The following is a 19,430-nucleotide window of genomic DNA, read 5'->3' on the forward strand; positions in this document are numbered from 1 at the left end:
CATTCGCTCGACTTGCATGTATTAGGCACGCCGCCAGCGTTCATCCTGAGCCAGGATCAAACTCTCCAATAAAGTTAGTTTGTCTAGCATCTAAAAATAAAAATTGACGTTTCACGTTGTTTGTTTCGTTTAGTTTTCAAAGTTCAACATCGCGTTTCAGCGACTTTCATAATATATCACAGTATATTATTTTCGTCAACAAGTTTTTTTCGATAACTTGTATCTCTCATTTGCTGACTTTTCCTATTATATACACTTTCCTATTGCTATGCAAGTATTATTATAAAAAAATAAGAGGGGGAGAAATCCCCACTCTTACTCTTCAGACGAATCCTCTTCATTAGATTCTTCTTCTTCATCTTTTTGCGCTTTTGCTACTGTCGCTACCTCTTGCTCATCTTCTAATCGAATTAGACGAACACCCTGTGTATTACGTCCCATTTGAGAAATTTGATCAACCGGCATACGAATAATAACGCCTGCTGCTGTAATTAACATAATGTCTTCTTCACCTGTTACAGACTTAACCGCTACTAACTTACCGTTTTTATCTGTAATATTACAAGTCTTCAGACCTTTACCACCACGACTTTGCAGACGGTATTCATCAATCGGTGTACGCTTTCCATAACCATTTTTGGTTACAATTAGAACATTTACATCCTCTTCGACAATTTCCATACCTACAACTTGATCTTCATCACCTAATGTAATTGCTTTTACACCAGCCGCATTACGTCCCATTGAACGCACATCTTGCTCATTGAAACGAATTAACATACCGTTACTTGTCCCAACGATAATATCCTTATCACCAGATGTTAAGCGTACAGAGATTAATTCATCCTCTTCACGAAGAGAAATTGCAATTAAACCATTTGTACGTATATTGGCAAATGATGAAAGTGGTGTTCTCTTAGAGATACCTTGTTTCGTTGTAAAGAATAAGAACTGGTCGTCACCAAATTCACGAATTGGAATAATAGCGTTGATCCACTCACCCTTATCTACCCCTAATAGATTAATAATCGGTATACCTTTTGCTGTACGACTATACTCTGGAATTTCATATCCTTTTGTACGGTATACTTTACCCTTGTTTGTGAAGAATAAAATATGATCATGAGTAGACGTTGTTAATAAATGTTCGACAAAGTCATCATCATTCGTACCCATTCCTTGTACACCACGTCCCCCACGGTTCTGTGTTTTGTACGTAGAAGCCGGTAACCTCTTAATATAACCATTATGAGTAAGTGTAATTGCGATATTTTGTTCTGGGATTAAATCTTCATCCTCTATAGCTTCCATACCGCCAATTGTAATTTCTGTTCTTCTCTTATCATTAAAACGCTCTTTTACTTCAGCTAATTCCTCGCGAATAATTTCAAGAACTTTTTCTTCGTCTGCTAAAATTGCTTTTAACTCTGCAATTATCTTCATTAAATCTTGATATTCTTGTTCGATTTTTTCGCGTTCTAATCCAGTTAAACGTTGCAAACGCATATCTAAAATCGCTTGCGCTTGTTTCTCACTTAAGCCGAAACGTTCCATTAAACCTTGTTTTGCAATATCAGCTGTTTTTGAACTACGGATTAAAGTAATAACTTCATCAAGATGATCTAAAGCAATTCGTAAGCCTTCTAAAATATGAGCACGCGCTTCTGCTTTCTCTAATTCATAAGCAGTACGTCTACGAATCACTACCTTTTGATGCTCTAAATAATAATATAGATTTTGTTTTAAATTTAAGACTTGTGGCTCTCCATTTACAAGAGACAACATATTAATACCGAAGCTTGTTTGGAGTGCTGTATGTTTATATAGATTATTTAATAGTACATTGGCATTGGCATCACGACGTACTTCCATAACAATACGCATACCATTTCGATCTGATTCATCACGTAAATCTGTAATACCTTCAATTTTCTTATCACGAACTAGTTCTGCGATCTTTTCAATTAATCGCGCCTTATTAACTTGATAAGGTAGTTCTGTTACGATAATAGTTTGTTTACCATTTGCTTTCTCTTCAATTTCAACTTTAGCACGAAGTATAATAGAACCGCGACCTGTTTCGTAAGCTCTTCGAATTCCACTTCGCCCTAAGATTAAACCTGAAGTTGGGAAGTCTGGCCCAGGAATATATTCCATTAATTCCGCGATAGTGATATCAGGGTTATGACTTAATGCCAACACACCATCAATTACTTCTCCAAGTTGATGCGGTGGAATGTTTGTTGCCATACCAACCGCAATACCCGTCGTACCATTGACTAATAAGTTAGGGAAACGCGCTGGTAATACAACTGGCTCTCTTTCAGAACCATCGTAGTTATCTTGATAATCAATTGTATTCTTTGTAATATCGCGTATTAATTCCATAGAAATCTTAGACATTCTTGCTTCTGTATAACGCATTGCTGCCGCTGAATCTCCATCAACAGAACCGAAATTACCATGTCCATCAACAAGCATGTAACGTTGACTAAAATCTTGTGCCATACGTACCATTGTTTCATAAACAGCTGAATCACCGTGCGGGTGATACTTACCAATTACTTCGCCGACAATACGCGCCGACTTCTTATATGCTTTATCAGCTGTAATTCCTAAATCATTCATCGCATATAAAACCCTACGATGAACTGGTTTTAATCCATCACGAACATCTGGTAATGCACGAGACACGATAACACTCATTGCGTAATCTAAAAATGAGGTACGCATTTCATGACTAATATTAATTTCTCGAATTCGTGCTTGTTGTTGATTGTCTGACATCAACGAGCACCTCCTCTTACATTTCCGTTACACATACATTGATTTATATGTAGAAGACAGGAATACTTAGATTCCTGTCATTACTCACTTAAATATCAAGGTTTTTCACGTATTTTGCATTTTCTTGGATAAAGTTACGACGCGGCTCTACTTTATCACCCATCAAAATTTCAAATGTTTCATCCGCTTCAATTGCATCTTGAAGGGAAACTTGAAGTAACGAACGTACTTCTGGGTCCATTGTCGTCTCCCACAGCTGAGTTGGATTCATTTCCCCTAGACCTTTATAACGCTGAATCCCGGGCTTAGGTTGAGCTGGTAATTCAGCTAGTATTTTTTCAAGTTCTTTATTGTTATAAGCATATTGAATTTTTTTACCTTGTTGTACTTTAAACAACGGTGGCTGTGCGATATATATATATCCACACTCAATGATTTGGCGCATATAACGATAGAAGAACGTTAATAATAGGGTACGAATATGTGCACCATCAACATCGGCATCTGTCATAATAATAACTTTATGATAGCGAGCTTTTTCAATAGCAAAATCCCCACCAATATTTGTACCGATTGCTGTAATAATTGTACGAACTTCATCATTTGATAAAATCTTATCTAAACGTGCCTTTTCAACGTTAATAATTTTACCCTTCAGTGGTAAAATCGCTTGAAAATGACGATCGCGTCCTTGTTTTGCAGATCCGCCCGCAGAGTCACCCTCCACGATGTAAATTTCGCTAATTGCTGGATCTTTAGAAGAACAATCAGCTAGCTTCCCTGGTAAACTTGAAACTTCTAGAGCACTCTTTCGGCGCGTTAGTTCACGAGCCTTTTTAGCCGCTACACGTGCACGTGCTGCCATAGTCCCTTTATCTATAATTTTACGTGCAACATTGGGATTTTCTAGTAAGAACTTTTCAAACGCCTCTGAGAATACAGACTCTGTAATCGTTCTCGCTTCACTATTTCCAAGTTTCGTCTTTGTTTGTCCTTCAAATTGTGGATTTGGATGCTTAATTGACACGATTGCTGTTAAGCCTTCACGAACATCTTCACCAGTTAAATTACTATCCGCATCTTTTAAAATATTATTTTTACGACCATAATCGTTAATTACACGTGTTAGAGCAGTCTTAAAACCTACCTCATGTGTACCGCCTTCATACGTATGAATATTATTTGTAAATGAATAAATATGATTTGTATAGCCTTCGTTATATTGAAGAGCAACCTCAACCTGAATCCCATCTTTTGAACCGTCAACATATACAGGTTCTTCATGAATCGGTTGTTTTGAACGATTTAAATGTTCAACATATGATTTAATTCCACCTTCATAATGGAATTCTTTCTTTTGCTTATGTTCACGCTTATCTTCAATTGTTAATTTAATATTACGATTTAAAAACGCCAACTCACGCATACGAGTCGCTAATGTATCAAATTCGTATTCTGTCGTCTCTGTAAAAATTTCTGAATCTGGCTTAAAGCGTGTGATCGTTCCTGTACGATCAGTTTCACCTATTACTTTTAAATCTGCAGCTGGGACCCCGCGTTCATATTTTTGATAGTGTATTTTTCCATCTCGATGTACAAATACCTCTAATTCTGTTGATAAAGCATTTACAACAGATGCACCTACACCATGCAAACCACCAGAAACTTTATAACCACCACCGCCAAATTTACCACCGGCATGGAGTACCGTCATAATAACTTCTACAGCAGGACGTCCCATTTTTTCTTGTATACCAACAGGGATACCACGACCATCATCTGTTACAACAATACTATTATCTTCTTCAATACTGACATTAATTTCATCACAATATCCTGCTAAAGCTTCATCAATACTGTTATCAACAATTTCCCACACGAGGTGATGAAGACCTTTTCCACTTGTAGAACCAATATACATACCAGGACGCTTTCGAACTGCCTCCAGTCCTTCTAACACCTGAATCTGACTTTCATCATATGCATTTTCCTGCATTTGCTTTTGTTCCATTGACACAAAGATCACCTACTTTTCCATTTAAACAGAAATTATTTTCTGTCTATTTCACAATCTACCGTGCCGTTCGTTACATGAATTGTTTTCGCTTCTTTCAATGTTTCGTGTTCAATTCCCTCGACACTCGTCGTTGTCACAAAGGTTTGTACTTTTCCTTGAATTGTATTTAGCAGATGCGATTGACGATAATCATCTAATTCTGATAACACATCATCTAGTAAAAGAATTGGATATTCCTTAACCTCTGAGTATATCAATTCAATTTCGGCCAATTTTAGGGATAGTGCGGTTGTTCGTTGTTGTCCTTGTGAACCAAAGACTTGAACATTTTTACTATTAACGAAGAATTGTAAATCATCACGATGAGGACCAAGTAAAGTTGTACCCCGAAAAATTTCACGTTGTTTCACAGATTGAAAACTTTCATAGTATACTTCTTTTATTTTCGACAAATCCATTGATTCTGATACATCTACACTTGGTTTATAAACGATTTCTAACTCCTCTAATCCCCTGCTAATTCCGCGATGAATTGGAGCAGCCCATTCTTGTAGTAAATGCAAAAACTCAAAACGTTTTCGCAAAATTTTTGCACCATGCTCAATAAGTTGAAGTGTAAATACATCCAACATCGTTTCCTCATTTTTACTATTCCCTTGCATCTTCTTAAGTAAATGATTTCGTTGCGTGAGTACCTTTTGATATTGACTTAATTCATACAAATAGACCGGAGCTATTTGTCCAAGTTCCATATCCAAAAAGCGTCTTCGTACTTGAGGGCTTCCTTTTACAAGATTTAAATCTTCTGGGGCAAACATAACAACATTCATTTCACCAATATACTGGCTCAATTTTTGTTGTTCTAACTGATTTAACTTTGCCTTTTTACCTTTTTTTGAAATATTTAATTCTAAGGATACTGAACTATTTCGCCTTTGTAATCTACCTTTTATATTACCATAATCCTCATCCCAACGAATGAGTTCACGATCGTTCGAAGTTCTATGAGATTTCGCCATCGCCAATACATAAATAGCTTCCATCAGATTCGTTTTCCCTTGCGCATTTTCACCAATAATTACATTGACTTTATCCTCAAAGGAAAGCTCTAAATGCTCATAATTGCGATAGTTTTTTAATTGTATTTCTGTAATAAACAAAGGGATCCCCCTTTATGCCTGAACTTGGAAAGTTCCGCTTCCCGGAATTTCAACAATATCATTTGCATATAACTTTCGGCCTCTTCTATTTTCAAGTTCTTGATTCACGTATACTTCATATTCTTGTAAGAACCATTTCACAGCGCCACCTGTATCAATTACATCAGCTAACTTTAAAAATTGTCCTAGTGTAATGTATTCTGTTGAAATCTTAATAAGTTTCATAAAATCGCTCACTTTCTGAAAGTGTTCATTCTTTCATTGTACTAAATAAACTAGCATTAGGAAAGTAATACCCCACAAATCAAATAAGGGTCACTAGTACCTTTACACTAGCAACCCTTAATCCTTACTTAGTAAGTACGGACTGGTAAAATTAATTGGATAATGGAATCATCATTTACTGTGCGAATTAAAAACGGTCTCATCGCTCCAGTAAAACTAACTTTAATTTCTGTACTATCTAAAGCCTTTAATGCGTCCATCATATATTTTGCACTAAAAGATATTTTTAATTCTTCTCCATCTACATTTTCACATTGAACCTCTTCTACTACTTTTCCGATTTCTGGTGCATTCGAAGAAATCTCTAACATCTGTTGTTCTAATGTCGATAATTTAACAACGTTGTTACGACCATCTCTTGCTAACAGCGACGCACGATCAATCGCTTGTAAAAATTCCTTTGTATTTACAAATATATCAGTTTTACTTTCAGCTGGAATTAAACGCGTTGTATCTGGATAATTTCCTTCTAATAATCTTGAGAAGAATAATAAATGTTTTGTACGGAATAATACTTGATACTCCGTAATAACGATATCTACCATTTCTTCAGATTCATCTAGAATTTTACTTAATTCACTTAAGCTCTTACCAGGAATAACGACATTCGCTTGAAATTCATCGGCAATATTATACCCTTCGATTTTTGCTTTACGAAGTGCTAGTCTGTGACTATCTGTTGCAATACAAGTTAGCTCGCTGTTATATACCTTCCAGTTTACACCTGTCAAGATCGGTCTTGTTTCAGAACTTGAAACTGCAAATACTGTTTGACGAATCATGTGCTTTAGTAAATCTGTTGGAATTTTAAATACATGATGTTCTTCGATTTGTGGTAATAACGGATATTCAGCAGCATCTAAACCATTTAAGTTGAACTCTGATTTTCCAGATTTTATTTTTGTCATAAAATGATTTTCCACAGAAATTTCGACAGTTTCTTTAGGTAATTTTTTTACGATCTCACTAAAATATTTTGCTTGTAAAATAATACTTCCTGATTGTTTAATTTCCACAATTTCTTTTCCAGCATCTTCGACTGGGATAAATGATTCGATAGAGATGTCTGCATCACTACCTGTTAAAGTAACTCCTTCTTCAGTTGCTACAACTTTAATCCCTGTAAGAATTGGAATTGTTGTACGAGAAGAAACTGCCTTCATTACATCTTGTACACTTCTTACAAGATAGTCTTTTTGTATTGTAAAACGCATAACGAAAAACCTCCGGTAAGTATAAGATTTTATTTATTTAATAAAGATAAAAAAGTAGTAGTAATAGTAATAGGGCTTGTGGATATGTGGATAACCCTGTTTAAAGATGTAAAAACAGTCTATCTACATGTGGATAGACTGTGCGTAAAATAAGCTAAGTTATTCACACTATTCAGCTACTACTATTTTAAAATATCCTTAACTTCTTCAACGTGTTTTTGTAATTGAGTATCCGTTTTTAATAGCTTCGAAATTTTTTCGTGAGCATGGATTACTGTTGTATGATCGCGGCCACCAAATTCTTCACCTATTTTTGGCAAAGATGAGTCCGTAAGTTCACGTGATAAATACATCGCAATTTGGCGAGGGAATGCAACGGATTTTGTCCGTTTTTTTGCTTTGAAATCTTCTAATTTTACTTGATAGACGCCCCCAACAGCCTTTTGAATATCAGAAATAGAAATAATTCTAGGTATAGAGTTTGGAATAATATTTTTAAGCGCTTCAGCCGCTAAATCAGCATTCATATCTTTATTAATTAAAGATGAATAAGCTACAACTCGAATAAGTGCACCCTCTAGTTCACGAATATTTGAATCGATTTGATTTGCGATATAAAGCATAACTTCATTTGGTATATCAAGACCTTCTGCTTTTGCTTTTTTACGTAAAATTGCGATTCTAGTTTCTAAATCTGGTGGCGTAATGTCCGTAATTAACCCCCATTCAAAGCGAGAACGAAGGCGATCTTCTAAAGTTGGGATTTCTTTTGGTGGTCTATCGCTTGAAATCACAATTTGTTTACTTTCTTCATGTAACGCATTAAATGTATGGAAAAACTCTTCCTGTGTTTGTTCTTTTCCAGCAAGAAATTGAATATCATCTATCAATAAGACATCTACATTACGATATTTATTACGAAAATCGACAGCTTTATTATCACGAATTGAATTAATAAATTCATTTGTAAATTTTTCAGATGATAAATATACAACTTTTGCATTTGGGTTGTGTTCAATTACATAATGCCCAATTGCGTGCATTAAATGTGTTTTTCCAAGTCCAACGCCCCCGTAAATAAAGAGCGGATTATAGGCTTTAGCTGGTGCTTCAGCTACAGCTAAAGAAGCAGCATGTGCAAAACGATTACCAGAGCCAATAACAAATGTATCAAATGTATATTTTGGGTTTAACATACTCTGTGGTAAGTGATTAGACTCATCATGTGCGTGTTTTTGCTTAACAGAAGGGAGATCTATATCCTCTTCTGCCTGACTTTGGGGAATGATAAAACGAATAGCTAGTTTTGCCCCTGTTAAATCATAAAGTGTTTCGGAGATTAGTTCCGAATAATGAGATTCTAGCCAGTCACGAGCGAATTCATTTGGAGCTGTAATAGTTAATACATCTTTTTTTAAGTTATGAGCAGTTGTTGATTTTAACCAGGTTTCATAACTTGGCTTGCTTACCTTTTTTTCTAATTCTTTTAAGGCACTATTCCATAAATCAGAGATATTTTCCAAAGGTGTCCCTCCTTTACAAAGATGGTAAAAGAATAAGGTTGCGCAACAATTGTACAACCTGTAAATATTTCTAATGCATATTTATACGAAACGTATTTTAAAATATAAAAACGTCGTTAGTATCCGAGATAGAGTTTTCGACAAAATAACACATGTGGACAACTATTTACTCACATGTGATTTAAACTATCCACATGTTATACACAAATTGTGGATAAAATAAAGGTGTGGAAAACTTATTCAAAGTGAAAACACAACTATAATATCAAAAAAAAGCAGCTATAGCAATGAATTTAAGAAAGTTATCCACAAAATCAATACCTTGTGGAATAAACTTGTCCACAACACGATATACTGTGTAAAAGTAAAAAAAGAGTTTGTGGATATAAAAAAGAGAAAAAATATTTATCCACAAGGAAATATAGGGACTGTGAAAAAGTATGTGAATAGGTTGAAAATGAATATTTGATGAAAATTTCGAGAACCATTGACATTTTCCTATTTGATTTACTATAATTTATTAGACTGTCTTTAACAGATATTCCTCAGGGAGGTGTCATATAATGAAAAGAACTTACCAACCAAATAAACGTAAGCGCAGCAAAGTACATGGTTTCCGCAGCCGTATGAGCACAGCAAACGGACGTAGAGTGCTTGCAGCTCGTCGTCGTAAAGGAAGAAAAGTATTATCTGCGTAGACCACTGAACGTTCAGTGGTCTTTTTTTCTAATAATAATGAGTTTCCGCTGATGAAATACAGGAGTGTCAAATGATATGAAGAAAAAAAATCGTATAAAAAAGAATGATGAATTCCAGGCTGTTTTCCAAAAAGGACAATCAAATGCCAATCGCCAGTTTGTTGTATACAAATTAGATAAAGAAAAACAGCCGCATTTTCGCATTGGTCTTTCTGTTAGTAAGAAAATAGGAAATGCAGTAGTGCGTAATCGAATTAAGCGTATGATTCGCCAATCGATTATAGAATTAAAAGATGAGATAGATTCTGGAAAAGATTTTGTTATAATAGCAAGGAAGCCTTGTGCAGAGATGACATATGAAGAGTTAAAGAAAAGCTTAATTCATGTCTTTAAACGCTCTGGTATGAAAAGAATAAAAAAGTAGCGTAAGGAAATGAATTACACTATATACATACCGAAACAAGGAGGAGCAGGCTTTGAAAAAGAAAATAGGTTTATTAGCCATGGTTATTATGTTAATGGCAATCGCTACCGGTTGTAGTGAAACAAATCAGCCGATTACACCGAAAAGCACTGGGATTTGGAATGAATATTTCGTATACCCGCTTTCTCAGTTAATCACGTATTTTGCAGAATTATTTGGTAGTAATTACGGTTTAGCAATCGTTGTTACAACTCTTATCATTCGTTTTGCATTATTACCATTAATGATTAAACAAACGAAGAGTACGAAAGCAATGCAGGCGTTACAACCAGAAATGGTGAAATTAAAAGAGAAATATAGTTCTAAAGATCAAGCAACACAGCAAAAACTACAACAAGAAATGATGCAGTTATATCAAAAGAATGGTGTAAACCCATTAGCAGGATGTTTACCAATATTTGTTCAGATGCCTATTTTATTCGCGTTTTATCATGCGATTATGAGAACAACAGCAATTAGTGAACATACATTTTTATGGTTCGATTTAGGACAGGCGGATCCGTTCTATATCCTTCCAATTGTTGCAGCTATTACGACGTTTATTCAGCAAAAGCTTGCAATGGCAGGAACGGCTGGACAAAATCCGCAAATGGCAATGATGATTTGGCTTATGCCAATTATGATTTTAGTCTTTGCAATTAACTTCCCAGCAGCACTATCATTGTACTGGGTAGTTGGTAATATCTTTGGTATCGCTCAAATGTATATGATCAAAGGGCCTGAAATTAAGGCTAGTAAGGCAGGAGGATCAAGCAAGTGAGTATGATTACTGCTAAAGGACAAACAGTCGAGCTGGCAGTACAAGATGCTTTAAGACAATTAAATGCTTCGAAAGATCGAGTAGATATAAATATTATCGATGAGGGTAAGAGGGGGTTCCTAGGTTTATTTGGGAATCGCCCCGCTGTTGTAGAAGTTGTATTGAAAAAAGATCCAATCCAAGAATGTGAAGAATATTTAAAAAATGTTATTCAAAATATGGGTGTGGAAGTTGAAATTAGAAAAATTGTAAAAGGACGCGAAGTTGAATTTACAATTTCTGGTGAAAACATTGGTGTTTTAATTGGTAAAAGAGGGAATACGTTGAATTCTTTACAGTATTTAACAAAGCTTGTTGCGAACCGTAATACAAAGCAATATATTGGTATTACACTGGATGCTGAAAACTATCGTAGTAAAAGAAAAAATACGTTAGAAACTCTTTCCTATCGATTAGCAAAACAAGTAGTGAGTACGAAAAAAAGAGTTGTTCTAGAACCAATGCCTTCTTTTGAACGAAAAATTATTCACCAAGCATTATCTAATCATCAAAATATCATTACAACTTCTGAAGGGAAAGAACCACATCGGTATGTTGTAATATCTTCCAAGTGACCGGTTACTCAATTGAGTGCCGGTTTTTTTGAGGAGAAAATAAATGTGGATAACTAAAAAACACTAAACTTATCCACTGTGAATAAGTTTAGTGTTTTTTACATAAGGACATAATAAAATGAGTTATTATTCTTTTGTAGATAGGTTCGTTATGGTATCCTAATAATTTAGTGACGGAAAAAGTTCATGTTGAAATAGAGATAAATAAGCAAGTGAGGTGAAAGGACATGGAATTTGATACAATTGCCGCAATTTCCACAGCACTTGGGGAAGGTGCAATTGCCATTGTTCGAGTAAGTGGGGATGATGCGATTGAGAAAGTCAATCGTATTTTTAAAGGGAAGGATTTAACACAGGTTTCTTCTCATACAATTCATTATGGTCATATTGTCGATTTAGATACAAATCAAGTTATTGAAGAAGTTATGGTGTCCATTATGCGTGCACCAAGGACTTTTACGCGTGAAAATATAGTAGAAATTAACTGTCATGGTGGACTTGTTTCGGTAAATAAAGTATTACAGCTTATTTTAGCGCAAGGAGTACGACTGGCAGAGCCTGGTGAATTTACAAAACGTGCTTTTTTAAATGGACGTATTGATTTATCACAAGCGGAAGCTGTTATGGACTTAATCCGTGCGAAAACAGATCGTGCTATGAATGTAGCGATTAACCAAATGGAAGGACGATTATCTAAATTAATCGGCCATCTGCGTCAAGAAATATTAGAAACATTAGCTCATATTGAGGTGAATATAGATTACCCAGAATATGATGATGTAGAAGAGATGACGCATAATATTTTAATTGAGAAAGCTACACATGTCCGTGCTGAAATTGCAAAGATATTAGAAACATCGAAGCAAGGAAAGATTTTACGTGAAGGCATTTCTACCGCGATTATCGGTAGACCTAACGTTGGGAAATCATCGCTATTAAATAGTCTTGTTCAGGAGAAAAAGGCAATTGTAACTGATATTGCAGGAACAACTCGTGATGTTATTGAAGAGTACGTTAATGTGCGTGGTGTACCACTTAAACTTATAGATACAGCCGGAATTCGTGAAACGGAAGATATTGTTGAACGAATTGGTGTAGAGCGTTCGAAGGAAATGATGAGCCAAGCAGACTTAGTGTTAATTGTAGTGAACTATAGCGAGGCTTTAACAAATGAAGATGAGGATCTATTCCGTGCCGTACAGGGAAAAGATTTCATTGTCATTGTAAATAAGACAGATTTACCGCAAGAAATTGATATGGAACGTGTTACAGATTTAGCGGTAGGCAATCGTGTTATTACAACATCTTTAATTGAGGAGCAAGGAATAGATGAGCTTGAAAAGGCAATAGCTGATTTATTCTTTGAAGGAACAATTGATTCTGCGGATATGACATACGTGTCTAATGCGAGACATATCGGATTATTAACACAAGCAGGAAGAACAATTAACGATGCAATTGAAGCGATAGAAAATGGTGTTCCGATTGATATGGTTCAAATTGATTTAACAAGAGCGTGGGAAATACTTGGTGAAATTACTGGTGATACTGTCCATGAAAGTTTAATTGACCAATTGTTCTCTCAATTTTGTTTAGGAAAATAAAGTAAAACTTTAATCAGAGATGATTTAGTAAGATAGAGGTTATTAGGAGGAATAAACAATGGGATACAATGCCGGTTCATATGATGTCATAGTAATCGGTGCAGGTCATGCAGGATGTGAAGCTGGTCTTGCGGCAGCACGAATGGGCTCAAAAACATTAATGTTAACAATTAACTTAGATATGGTAGCGTTCATGCCATGTAACCCTTCTGTTGGTGGACCAGCAAAAGGGATTGTTGTTCGTGAAATTGATGCATTAGGCGGAGAAATGGGACGCAATATTGATAAAACACATATTCAAATGCGTATGTTAAATACGGGTAAAGGACCAGCTGTACGCGCGCTTCGTGCACAAGCTGATAAATTCTCTTACCAGCATGAATTAAAGAAAACAATTGAAGAAACACCAAACTTAACGTTGTTTCAAGGTCTGGTAGAGCGTTTAATTATTGAAGATGGTGTATGTAAAGGGGTAATTACGCAAGCTGGTGCTGAATACACAGCGAAAACAGTTGTAATTACAACGGGAACATTTTTACGTGGTGAGATTATTATGGGCGATTTAAAATATTCAAGTGGTCCAAATAATCAGCAACCATCTATTACATTATCTGAACACTTAGAGGAACTTGGTTTTGATCTTGTTAGATTTAAAACAGGTACACCTCCGCGTGTAAACAGTAATACGATTGATTATAGTAAAACAGAAATTCAACCAGGTGATGATAAGCCACGTGCTTTCTCTTTTGAAACGACAAAATTTATTATGGATCAAATTCCATGTTGGTTAACGTATACAAGTACAGAAACACATCGTTTAATAGATGAAAACTTACATCGCTCAGCTATGTATTCTGGTATGATTAAAGGAACAGGTCCTAGATATTGCCCTTCAATTGAAGACAAGGTAGTAAGATTTAATGATAAACCACGTCATCAAATTTTCTTAGAGCCAGAAGGACGTAATACACAAGAAGTATATGTACAAGGCTTATCGACGAGCTTACCAGAAGATGTACAGCGTGCAATGCTTAGAACAATTCCTGGCCTGGAAAATGTTGAAATGATGCGTACGGGTTATGCAATTGAATATGATGCGATCGTACCAACTCAACTATGGCCAACACTTGAAACGAAAAAAATTAAAAATTTATATACAGCAGGACAAATTAACGGAACTTCTGGTTACGAAGAAGCAGCAGGACAAGGGCTTATGGCTGGGATTAATGCAGCGTGTCGTTCTTTAGGTAAAAAAGAAGTTATTTTAGGTCGTGCTGATGCTTATATTGGTGTTTTAATTGATGACCTTGTAACGAAAGGTACAAATGAACCATATCGTTTATTAACGTCTCGTGCAGAATATCGCCTATTATTACGCCATGATAATGCTGACCTTCGTTTAACTGAAGTTGGTCGTGAAATTGGCTTAATTAAAGAAGATCGCTATGAGCGATTTACAAATAAAAAGTTACAAATTGAACAGGAGAAGGAACGGTTAGAGAGTATTTTTATTAAACCGCGTCCTGAAGTTCAAGAATTAATTCGTAGTATTGGCGGAAGTGAATTGAAAGATGGAATACGTGCAAGTGACTTATTACGTCGTCCAGAGGTGACATATGAGCATATTCATCTTTTAGTACCAAGTGAAGTAGCATTAAGTGATGAAATTACGGAACAAGTTGAAATTCAGACCAAGTACGAAGGATATATCGAGAAATCTTTACAGCAAGTAGAACGTATGAAGAAAATGGAAAACAAAAAAATCCCTGTGGATATTGATTATGATGCGATTTCTAGCCTTGCCTCAGAAGCAAGACAGAAATTGAAAGATGTTCGTCCGCTTTCAATGGGGCAAGCTTCACGTATTTCTGGTGTAAATCCAGCTGATGTTTCAATTTTGCTTATTTACATTGAACAAGGAAAAATTGCACGAGTATCGAACCAATAACATAGTAAGGAGATATTGCTAGATGAACATAGAACAATTTCAATCTATGCTAGAAGAGAAGGGGATTTCCCTCTCTTCTAGACAGTTAGAGCAGTTCGGAATCTATTTTGAAACATTAGTAGAGTGGAATGAAAAAATGAACTTAACGGCTATTACGGAGAAAGAAGAAGTATACTTAAAACACTTTTTTGATTCTGTTACAGCGGCTTTTTATTATGATTTTTCGAAACCATTTTCTATTTGTGATGTTGGAGCAGGAGCTGGATTCCCAAGTATCCCTTTAAAAATCTGTTTCCCGCACTTAAAAGTAACAATTGTAGATTCATTACAAAAACGTATTAATTTCTTAAATCACTTAGCGCAAAAGTTAGAATTAAGTGATGTTGCATTTTGTCATGATCGTGCTGAAACATTTGGAAAAAAAGAAGGTGTACGTGAAGCATACGATATTGTAATGGCACGTGCAGTTGCACGTCTTTCTGTATTAAGTGAGCTATGTTTACCACTTGTAAAAGTAGGGGGAACATTCATTGCAATGAAAGGTGCAGCGGCGAACGAAGAAATCGAAAATGGCAAATATGCTTTAGAGGTACTTGGCGGAGAATTGAAAGAAATGTCTACGTTCCAATTACCGTTTGAAGAAAGCGAGCGTAATATTTTATTAATCGAGAAAAAGCGCAAGACACCAAAGAAATATCCACGCAAACCGGGAACGCCCAATAAATTACCTATTGAAAAATAAATCTTATTAGACGTAAGATTAAATTATATAAATGAAAACGTAAATGTTTCATAGGAAACATTTTATGTAGAACAGTCAATAGGCCTAAAAGGTGGTGGAATATGTATGAAAAATACGTTTTCTCGTTTATTTGGCTTTGGAGATAAAGAGAGCGAATTCGAATTACAAGACGAAAGCCATGAAGAAATAGCTAAAAAGGTATATGAAGAAATACAGGAAATTCCGATAGTAAACATTACCCCTAACCGTTATCAACCACGAACAGTTTTTGACGATGCACGTATTGAGGAGCTAGCATTAACGATTCGTACACATGGGCTTATCCAGCCGATTGTTGTGAGACAGTATGAGGATGATAAGTACGAGATTATTGCCGGGGAAAGGCGTTTCCGCGCAGCAACAAAGTTAGGGTGGGAAAAAGTTCCTGCAATAATAAAGAATTTAAATGATACTGAGACAGCTTCTGTAGCGTTAATTGAAAATTTGCAGCGTGAGGAATTAACAGCAATCGAGGAAGCTGTGGCATATCAAAAGCTGATTGAGTTACATAATTTAACACAAGAAGCATTGGCACAACGACTTGGAAAAGGACAATCGACAGTCGCAAATAAATTGCGATTATTAAAATTGCCTGAAGAAATCAAAAGTGCATTATTAGAAAAAAGTATTACAGAACGGCATGCTCGCGCCCTTATTCCTTTGAAAAATGAGGAATTACAACTGAAGGTTTTACAAGAGATTGTGGAGAAGCAATTGAATGTAAAGCAAACAGAAGAACGAATTGCAAAGTTACTAGAAGAAGTAAAACCAAAGCGCAAAGCGAAGCAAAAAGCAGTAAGTCGAGATGCGAGAATTGCTATGAACACGATTAGACAATCATTACAAATGGTTGCTAACAGTGGTTTGAATGTTAATTCTGCGGAAGAAGAGTTTGATGAATACTATCAAATTACGATTAAAATTCCGAAGAAAAAATAATTACGTGCTAGAGACCTTATCCTATTGGAGAGGTCTCTTTTACTATATTTTCTTGTTAAAGCAAGAAGGAGTTTAGAAATAAATTTTGAAGTTTAATAAGGACGTAAAAGAAAAACTTTTATTTCATGTTACAATAAACGTAATTGTTTCTAGAATAAGAAAGAAAGGTTGAAAGTAGGTGACATCATGGGAAAAATCATTGCTATTGCTAATCAAAAAGGCGGTGTTGGAAAAACAACAACATCCGTTAATTTAGGGGCTGGATTGGCACAAGTAGGAAAAAAAGTCCTTCTCGTAGATATTGATGCTCAAGGAAATGCAACGACTGGTGTAGGGATTGAAAAGTCTGAATTAGATCAATGTATTTATAATGTTCTTGTAGAAGATGCAGATGTTCAAGGTGCCATACGGAAAACCGCAACTGAAAACTTAGATGTTCTACCCGCTACAATTCAATTGGCTGGTGCTGAAATTGAATTGGTACCAACCATTTCCCGGGAAGTACGCTTGCAAAGAGCGTTACAGCCAATTCGTGATGAATATGAGTATATTATTATTGACTGTCCCCCATCCTTAGGGTTATTAACGATTAATGCATTAACAGCAGCAGATTCTGTTATTATTCCTGTACAGTGTGAATATTACGCGCTGGAAGGGTTAAGTCAGCTATTAAATACAGTTCGACTTGTGCAAAAGCATTTAAATAAAAATTTAGCAATTCAAGGTGTATTGTTAACGATGTTGGATGCTCGTACAAATTTAGGAATTCAAGTTATAGATGAAGTGAAAAAATACTTTAGAGATAAAGTATATCGTTCGATTATTCCTCGTAATGTTCGCTTAAGTGAGGCACCAAGTCATGGAAAACCAATTATGCAGTATGACGCTAAATCAAGAGGAGCAGAAGTATATTTAGATTTAGCAGAGGAAGTGATTGCAGGTGGCTAAGGGATTAGGAAGAGGAATCAACGTGTTTTTTCCAGATTTAGATGTGAAAGAAGAAGAAACAATTCAGGAGATTATAGTAACTGAATTAAGGCCGAATCCATATCAACCACGTAAATATTTCAATAAAGAAGCGATTCAGGAATTAGCGGCTTCTATTAAAGAGCACGGTATATTGCAACCTTTAATTGCTCGAAAGAGTATTAAAGGATATGAAATAGTTGCAGGTGAAAGAAGATATCGTGCTGCTAAAGAGGCCGGACTTGAGAAAGTGCCTGCTGTCGTAAGGCAATTAAATGAGCAGCAAATGATGGAATTTGCTTTGCTTGAAAACTTACAACGAGAAGATTTAAATCCTATGGAAGAGGCAATGGCATATCAGATGTTAATGAACGAGCTAAATGTAACACAAGAACAATTAGCAAAACGTCTTGGTAAAAGTAGGCCTTATATCGCAAATTATACTCGTTTGTTAAGCCTCCCTTCATTCGTTCAAGATATGATTGCAAACGGTCAACTTTCAATGGCTCATGGAAGAACTTTACTTACAATAAAAGATGAAGAACAGTTGAAATCTTTATTGAAGCGAATTGAAAAAGAAGGACTGAATGTTCGCCAATTGGAACAAATTGTCCAGGAAATTAATCAACGTGTTTCACGTGAAACACAACAAGTGAAAAAAGAAAGAAATATATTTTTTGTAGAGCGTGAAACGTTTTTAAGAGAAAAGTTTGGTACGGATGTAAAAATTAAAGAAACGAAAAAAGAAAAAGGTAAAATCGAAATCGAATTTTTTAATAAAGAAGATTTAAACCGAATTTTAGAATTATTATCAAAGGGAAATTAAAAAGCAAACCATCTTATTGTTTATAGATGGTTTGCTTTTTTTAATGCAGATAATTTTTGATCGGTTTCTTTTATACTTTGTGCAATTACATCGGCCATCTTCATAACTAAACTTAGTCTTGTATTTTGAAGTACGAAAAACTCCATGAAACCATTTAAATTTACGATGCCATGAATATGCAAATCACCAATTTCAGGTAATTTCTTATTCATCGCAGCTCCAGGTTTACTGGGACCCTTTCCGGTAGTTATAGAACCGATACTTTGAGATTTTCCTAAACATGCATCAACAGCAATAATAAATGAAGTAGGGTTTTCTTTCTGTATATTCTGAATTTTCTCCTCTAGATTTAGTGCATGTATTGGTTCGTCTAGTGTGCCGAATACTTGAAGGTTTTTGATTTCAATTTGTTCTAGTTTAGTACCAACTAATGGACCAAGTGCATCACCGGTGGAACGGTCTGTTCCGATACAAACGAGAATGAGTGGCATATTAGTCTTAATGGGAATATGGGAAAGTAAGAAATTACTGATTGTCTCAGAGGCTTCTAAGTCATGATGCATAACATTTTGAGTTTCTTTTTCAAAAAAAGGTAAGCGAAAACTTCTAATATTCATGAAGCACCCATCCTTTTAATAAATTTTCACAATATGTTATATGGTGTGTGAAATGGAAAATTATAAGTGCATACTTTTTACAAACTGTGAATGAAAATGGAAATAATAGTACTAGTATATATATATTCGTTTCATTTTATACCTGAATGGAAGTTAACAAATGGAATTAAAGTCATAAATTTTTTTCAGAAATCAGAGAGAGTTCTG

Annotated in this window: 17 protein-coding genes and 1 rRNA gene; 10 read left to right on the forward strand and 8 right to left on the reverse strand. The window is 35.4% G+C overall.

Translation table 11 applies throughout. The annotated features are described in order from the left end of the window. The 7 genes from MR066_RS20180 to dnaA form a co-directional block, all read right to left on the reverse strand. Nucleotides 1-72 (reverse strand): 16S ribosomal RNA (locus MR066_RS20180); the annotation flags it as partial. 243 nt (nucleotides 73-315) lie between these two features. Beyond that, on the reverse strand, nucleotides 316-2,787 hold the full coding sequence (gene gyrA / locus MR066_RS20185; protein WP_002016488.1) for a DNA gyrase subunit A: 2,472 nt from the start codon (nucleotides 2,785-2,787) through the stop codon (nucleotides 316-318). Between the two features lie 88 nt (nucleotides 2,788-2,875). Continuing rightward, nucleotides 2,876-4,798 carry a DNA topoisomerase (ATP-hydrolyzing) subunit B gene (gene gyrB / locus MR066_RS20190; RefSeq protein ID WP_002034986.1) on the reverse strand — a complete coding sequence of 641 codons (1,923 nt, stop codon included), beginning with the start codon at nucleotides 4,796-4,798 and terminating at the stop codon, nucleotides 2,876-2,878. Between the two features lie 38 nt (nucleotides 4,799-4,836). Beyond that, nucleotides 4,837-5,964 carry a DNA replication/repair protein RecF gene (recF, locus tag MR066_RS20195; protein ID WP_002016486.1) on the reverse strand — a complete coding sequence of 376 codons (1,128 nt, stop codon included), beginning with the start codon at nucleotides 5,962-5,964 and terminating at the stop codon, nucleotides 4,837-4,839. A 12-nt stretch (nucleotides 5,965-5,976) separates the two neighbouring features. Further along, nucleotides 5,977-6,189 carry a S4 domain-containing protein YaaA gene (gene yaaA / locus MR066_RS20200; protein WP_002016484.1) on the reverse strand — a complete coding sequence of 71 codons (213 nt, stop codon included), beginning with the start codon at nucleotides 6,187-6,189 and terminating at the stop codon, nucleotides 5,977-5,979. Nucleotides 6,190-6,317: 128 nt separating this feature from the next. Next, complete coding sequence (dnaN, locus tag MR066_RS20205; RefSeq protein WP_002016482.1) at nucleotides 6,318-7,463, reverse strand: DNA polymerase III subunit beta; 1,146 nt, start codon at nucleotides 7,461-7,463, stop codon at nucleotides 6,318-6,320. Nucleotides 7,464-7,645: 182 nt separating this feature from the next. Beyond that, nucleotides 7,646-8,986 carry a chromosomal replication initiator protein DnaA gene (gene dnaA, locus MR066_RS20210; RefSeq protein WP_002016481.1) on the reverse strand — a complete coding sequence of 447 codons (1,341 nt, stop codon included), beginning with the start codon at nucleotides 8,984-8,986 and terminating at the stop codon, nucleotides 7,646-7,648. 563 nt (nucleotides 8,987-9,549) lie between these two features. Between dnaA and rpmH the strand changes: the two genes are divergently transcribed. From rpmH to spo0J, 10 genes are all read left to right on the forward strand, one after another. Continuing rightward, entirely contained in the window at nucleotides 9,550-9,684 is a 135-nt protein-coding gene (gene rpmH, locus MR066_RS20215; protein WP_002068706.1) for a 50S ribosomal protein L34, read from the forward strand. 76 nt (nucleotides 9,685-9,760) lie between these two features. Continuing rightward, entirely contained in the window at nucleotides 9,761-10,108 is a 348-nt protein-coding gene (gene rnpA / locus MR066_RS20220; protein WP_002089963.1) for a ribonuclease P protein component, read from the forward strand. Between the two features lie 52 nt (nucleotides 10,109-10,160). Beyond that, nucleotides 10,161-10,928 carry a YidC family membrane integrase SpoIIIJ gene (gene spoIIIJ / locus MR066_RS20225; protein WP_002089960.1) on the forward strand — a complete coding sequence of 256 codons (768 nt, stop codon included), beginning with the start codon at nucleotides 10,161-10,163 and terminating at the stop codon, nucleotides 10,926-10,928. After that, nucleotides 10,925-11,542, forward strand: a complete 618-nt coding sequence (jag, locus tag MR066_RS20230; RefSeq protein WP_002130196.1) for an RNA-binding cell elongation regulator Jag/EloR — start codon at nucleotides 10,925-10,927, stop codon at nucleotides 11,540-11,542. Before spoIIIJ ends, jag begins: the two co-directional genes overlap by 4 nt. Nucleotides 11,543-11,769: 227 nt before the next feature. Beyond that, nucleotides 11,770-13,146, forward strand: coding sequence for a tRNA uridine-5-carboxymethylaminomethyl(34) synthesis GTPase MnmE (gene mnmE / locus MR066_RS20235; protein ID WP_113708782.1), 1,377 nt, complete (start codon nucleotides 11,770-11,772; stop codon nucleotides 13,144-13,146). Nucleotides 13,147-13,204: 58 nt separating this feature from the next. Continuing rightward, a complete protein-coding gene (mnmG, locus tag MR066_RS20240) occupies nucleotides 13,205-15,094 on the forward strand; it encodes a tRNA uridine-5-carboxymethylaminomethyl(34) synthesis enzyme MnmG (protein WP_002016474.1) in 1,890 nt (629 codons plus the stop codon). A gap of 22 nt (nucleotides 15,095-15,116) precedes the next feature. After that, nucleotides 15,117-15,836 (forward strand): 16S rRNA (guanine(527)-N(7))-methyltransferase RsmG, encoded by a 720-nt coding sequence (gene rsmG / locus MR066_RS20245; protein ID WP_002016472.1) that lies wholly within the window; start codon nucleotides 15,117-15,119, stop codon nucleotides 15,834-15,836. Nucleotides 15,837-15,941: 105 nt separating this feature from the next. Next, entirely contained in the window at nucleotides 15,942-16,814 is an 873-nt protein-coding gene (noc, locus tag MR066_RS20250) for a nucleoid occlusion protein (RefSeq protein ID WP_002016471.1), read from the forward strand. A gap of 186 nt (nucleotides 16,815-17,000) precedes the next feature. Continuing rightward, entirely contained in the window at nucleotides 17,001-17,762 is a 762-nt protein-coding gene (gene soj, locus MR066_RS20255) for a sporulation initiation inhibitor protein Soj (protein ID WP_002016469.1), read from the forward strand. Then, nucleotides 17,755-18,606, forward strand: coding sequence for a stage 0 sporulation protein Spo0J (gene spo0J / locus MR066_RS20260; protein ID WP_170935246.1), 852 nt, complete (start codon nucleotides 17,755-17,757; stop codon nucleotides 18,604-18,606). The genes soj and spo0J overlap by 8 nt, the downstream gene beginning before the upstream one ends. Before the next feature lie 20 nt (nucleotides 18,607-18,626). On the opposite strand, the gene yyaC is transcribed toward spo0J, so the two are convergent. Beyond that, nucleotides 18,627-19,223: a spore protease YyaC gene (gene yyaC, locus MR066_RS20265; protein WP_002089953.1), complete on the reverse strand. Its 597-nt coding sequence runs from the start codon at nucleotides 19,221-19,223 to the stop codon at nucleotides 18,627-18,629. Nucleotides 19,224-19,430: the final 207 nt, after the last annotated feature.

It is taken from the genome of Bacillus cereus group sp. BfR-BA-01523, assembly GCF_022662615.1.
Taxonomy (GTDB): domain Bacteria; phylum Bacillota; class Bacilli; order Bacillales; family Bacillaceae_G; genus Bacillus_A; species Bacillus_A mycoides.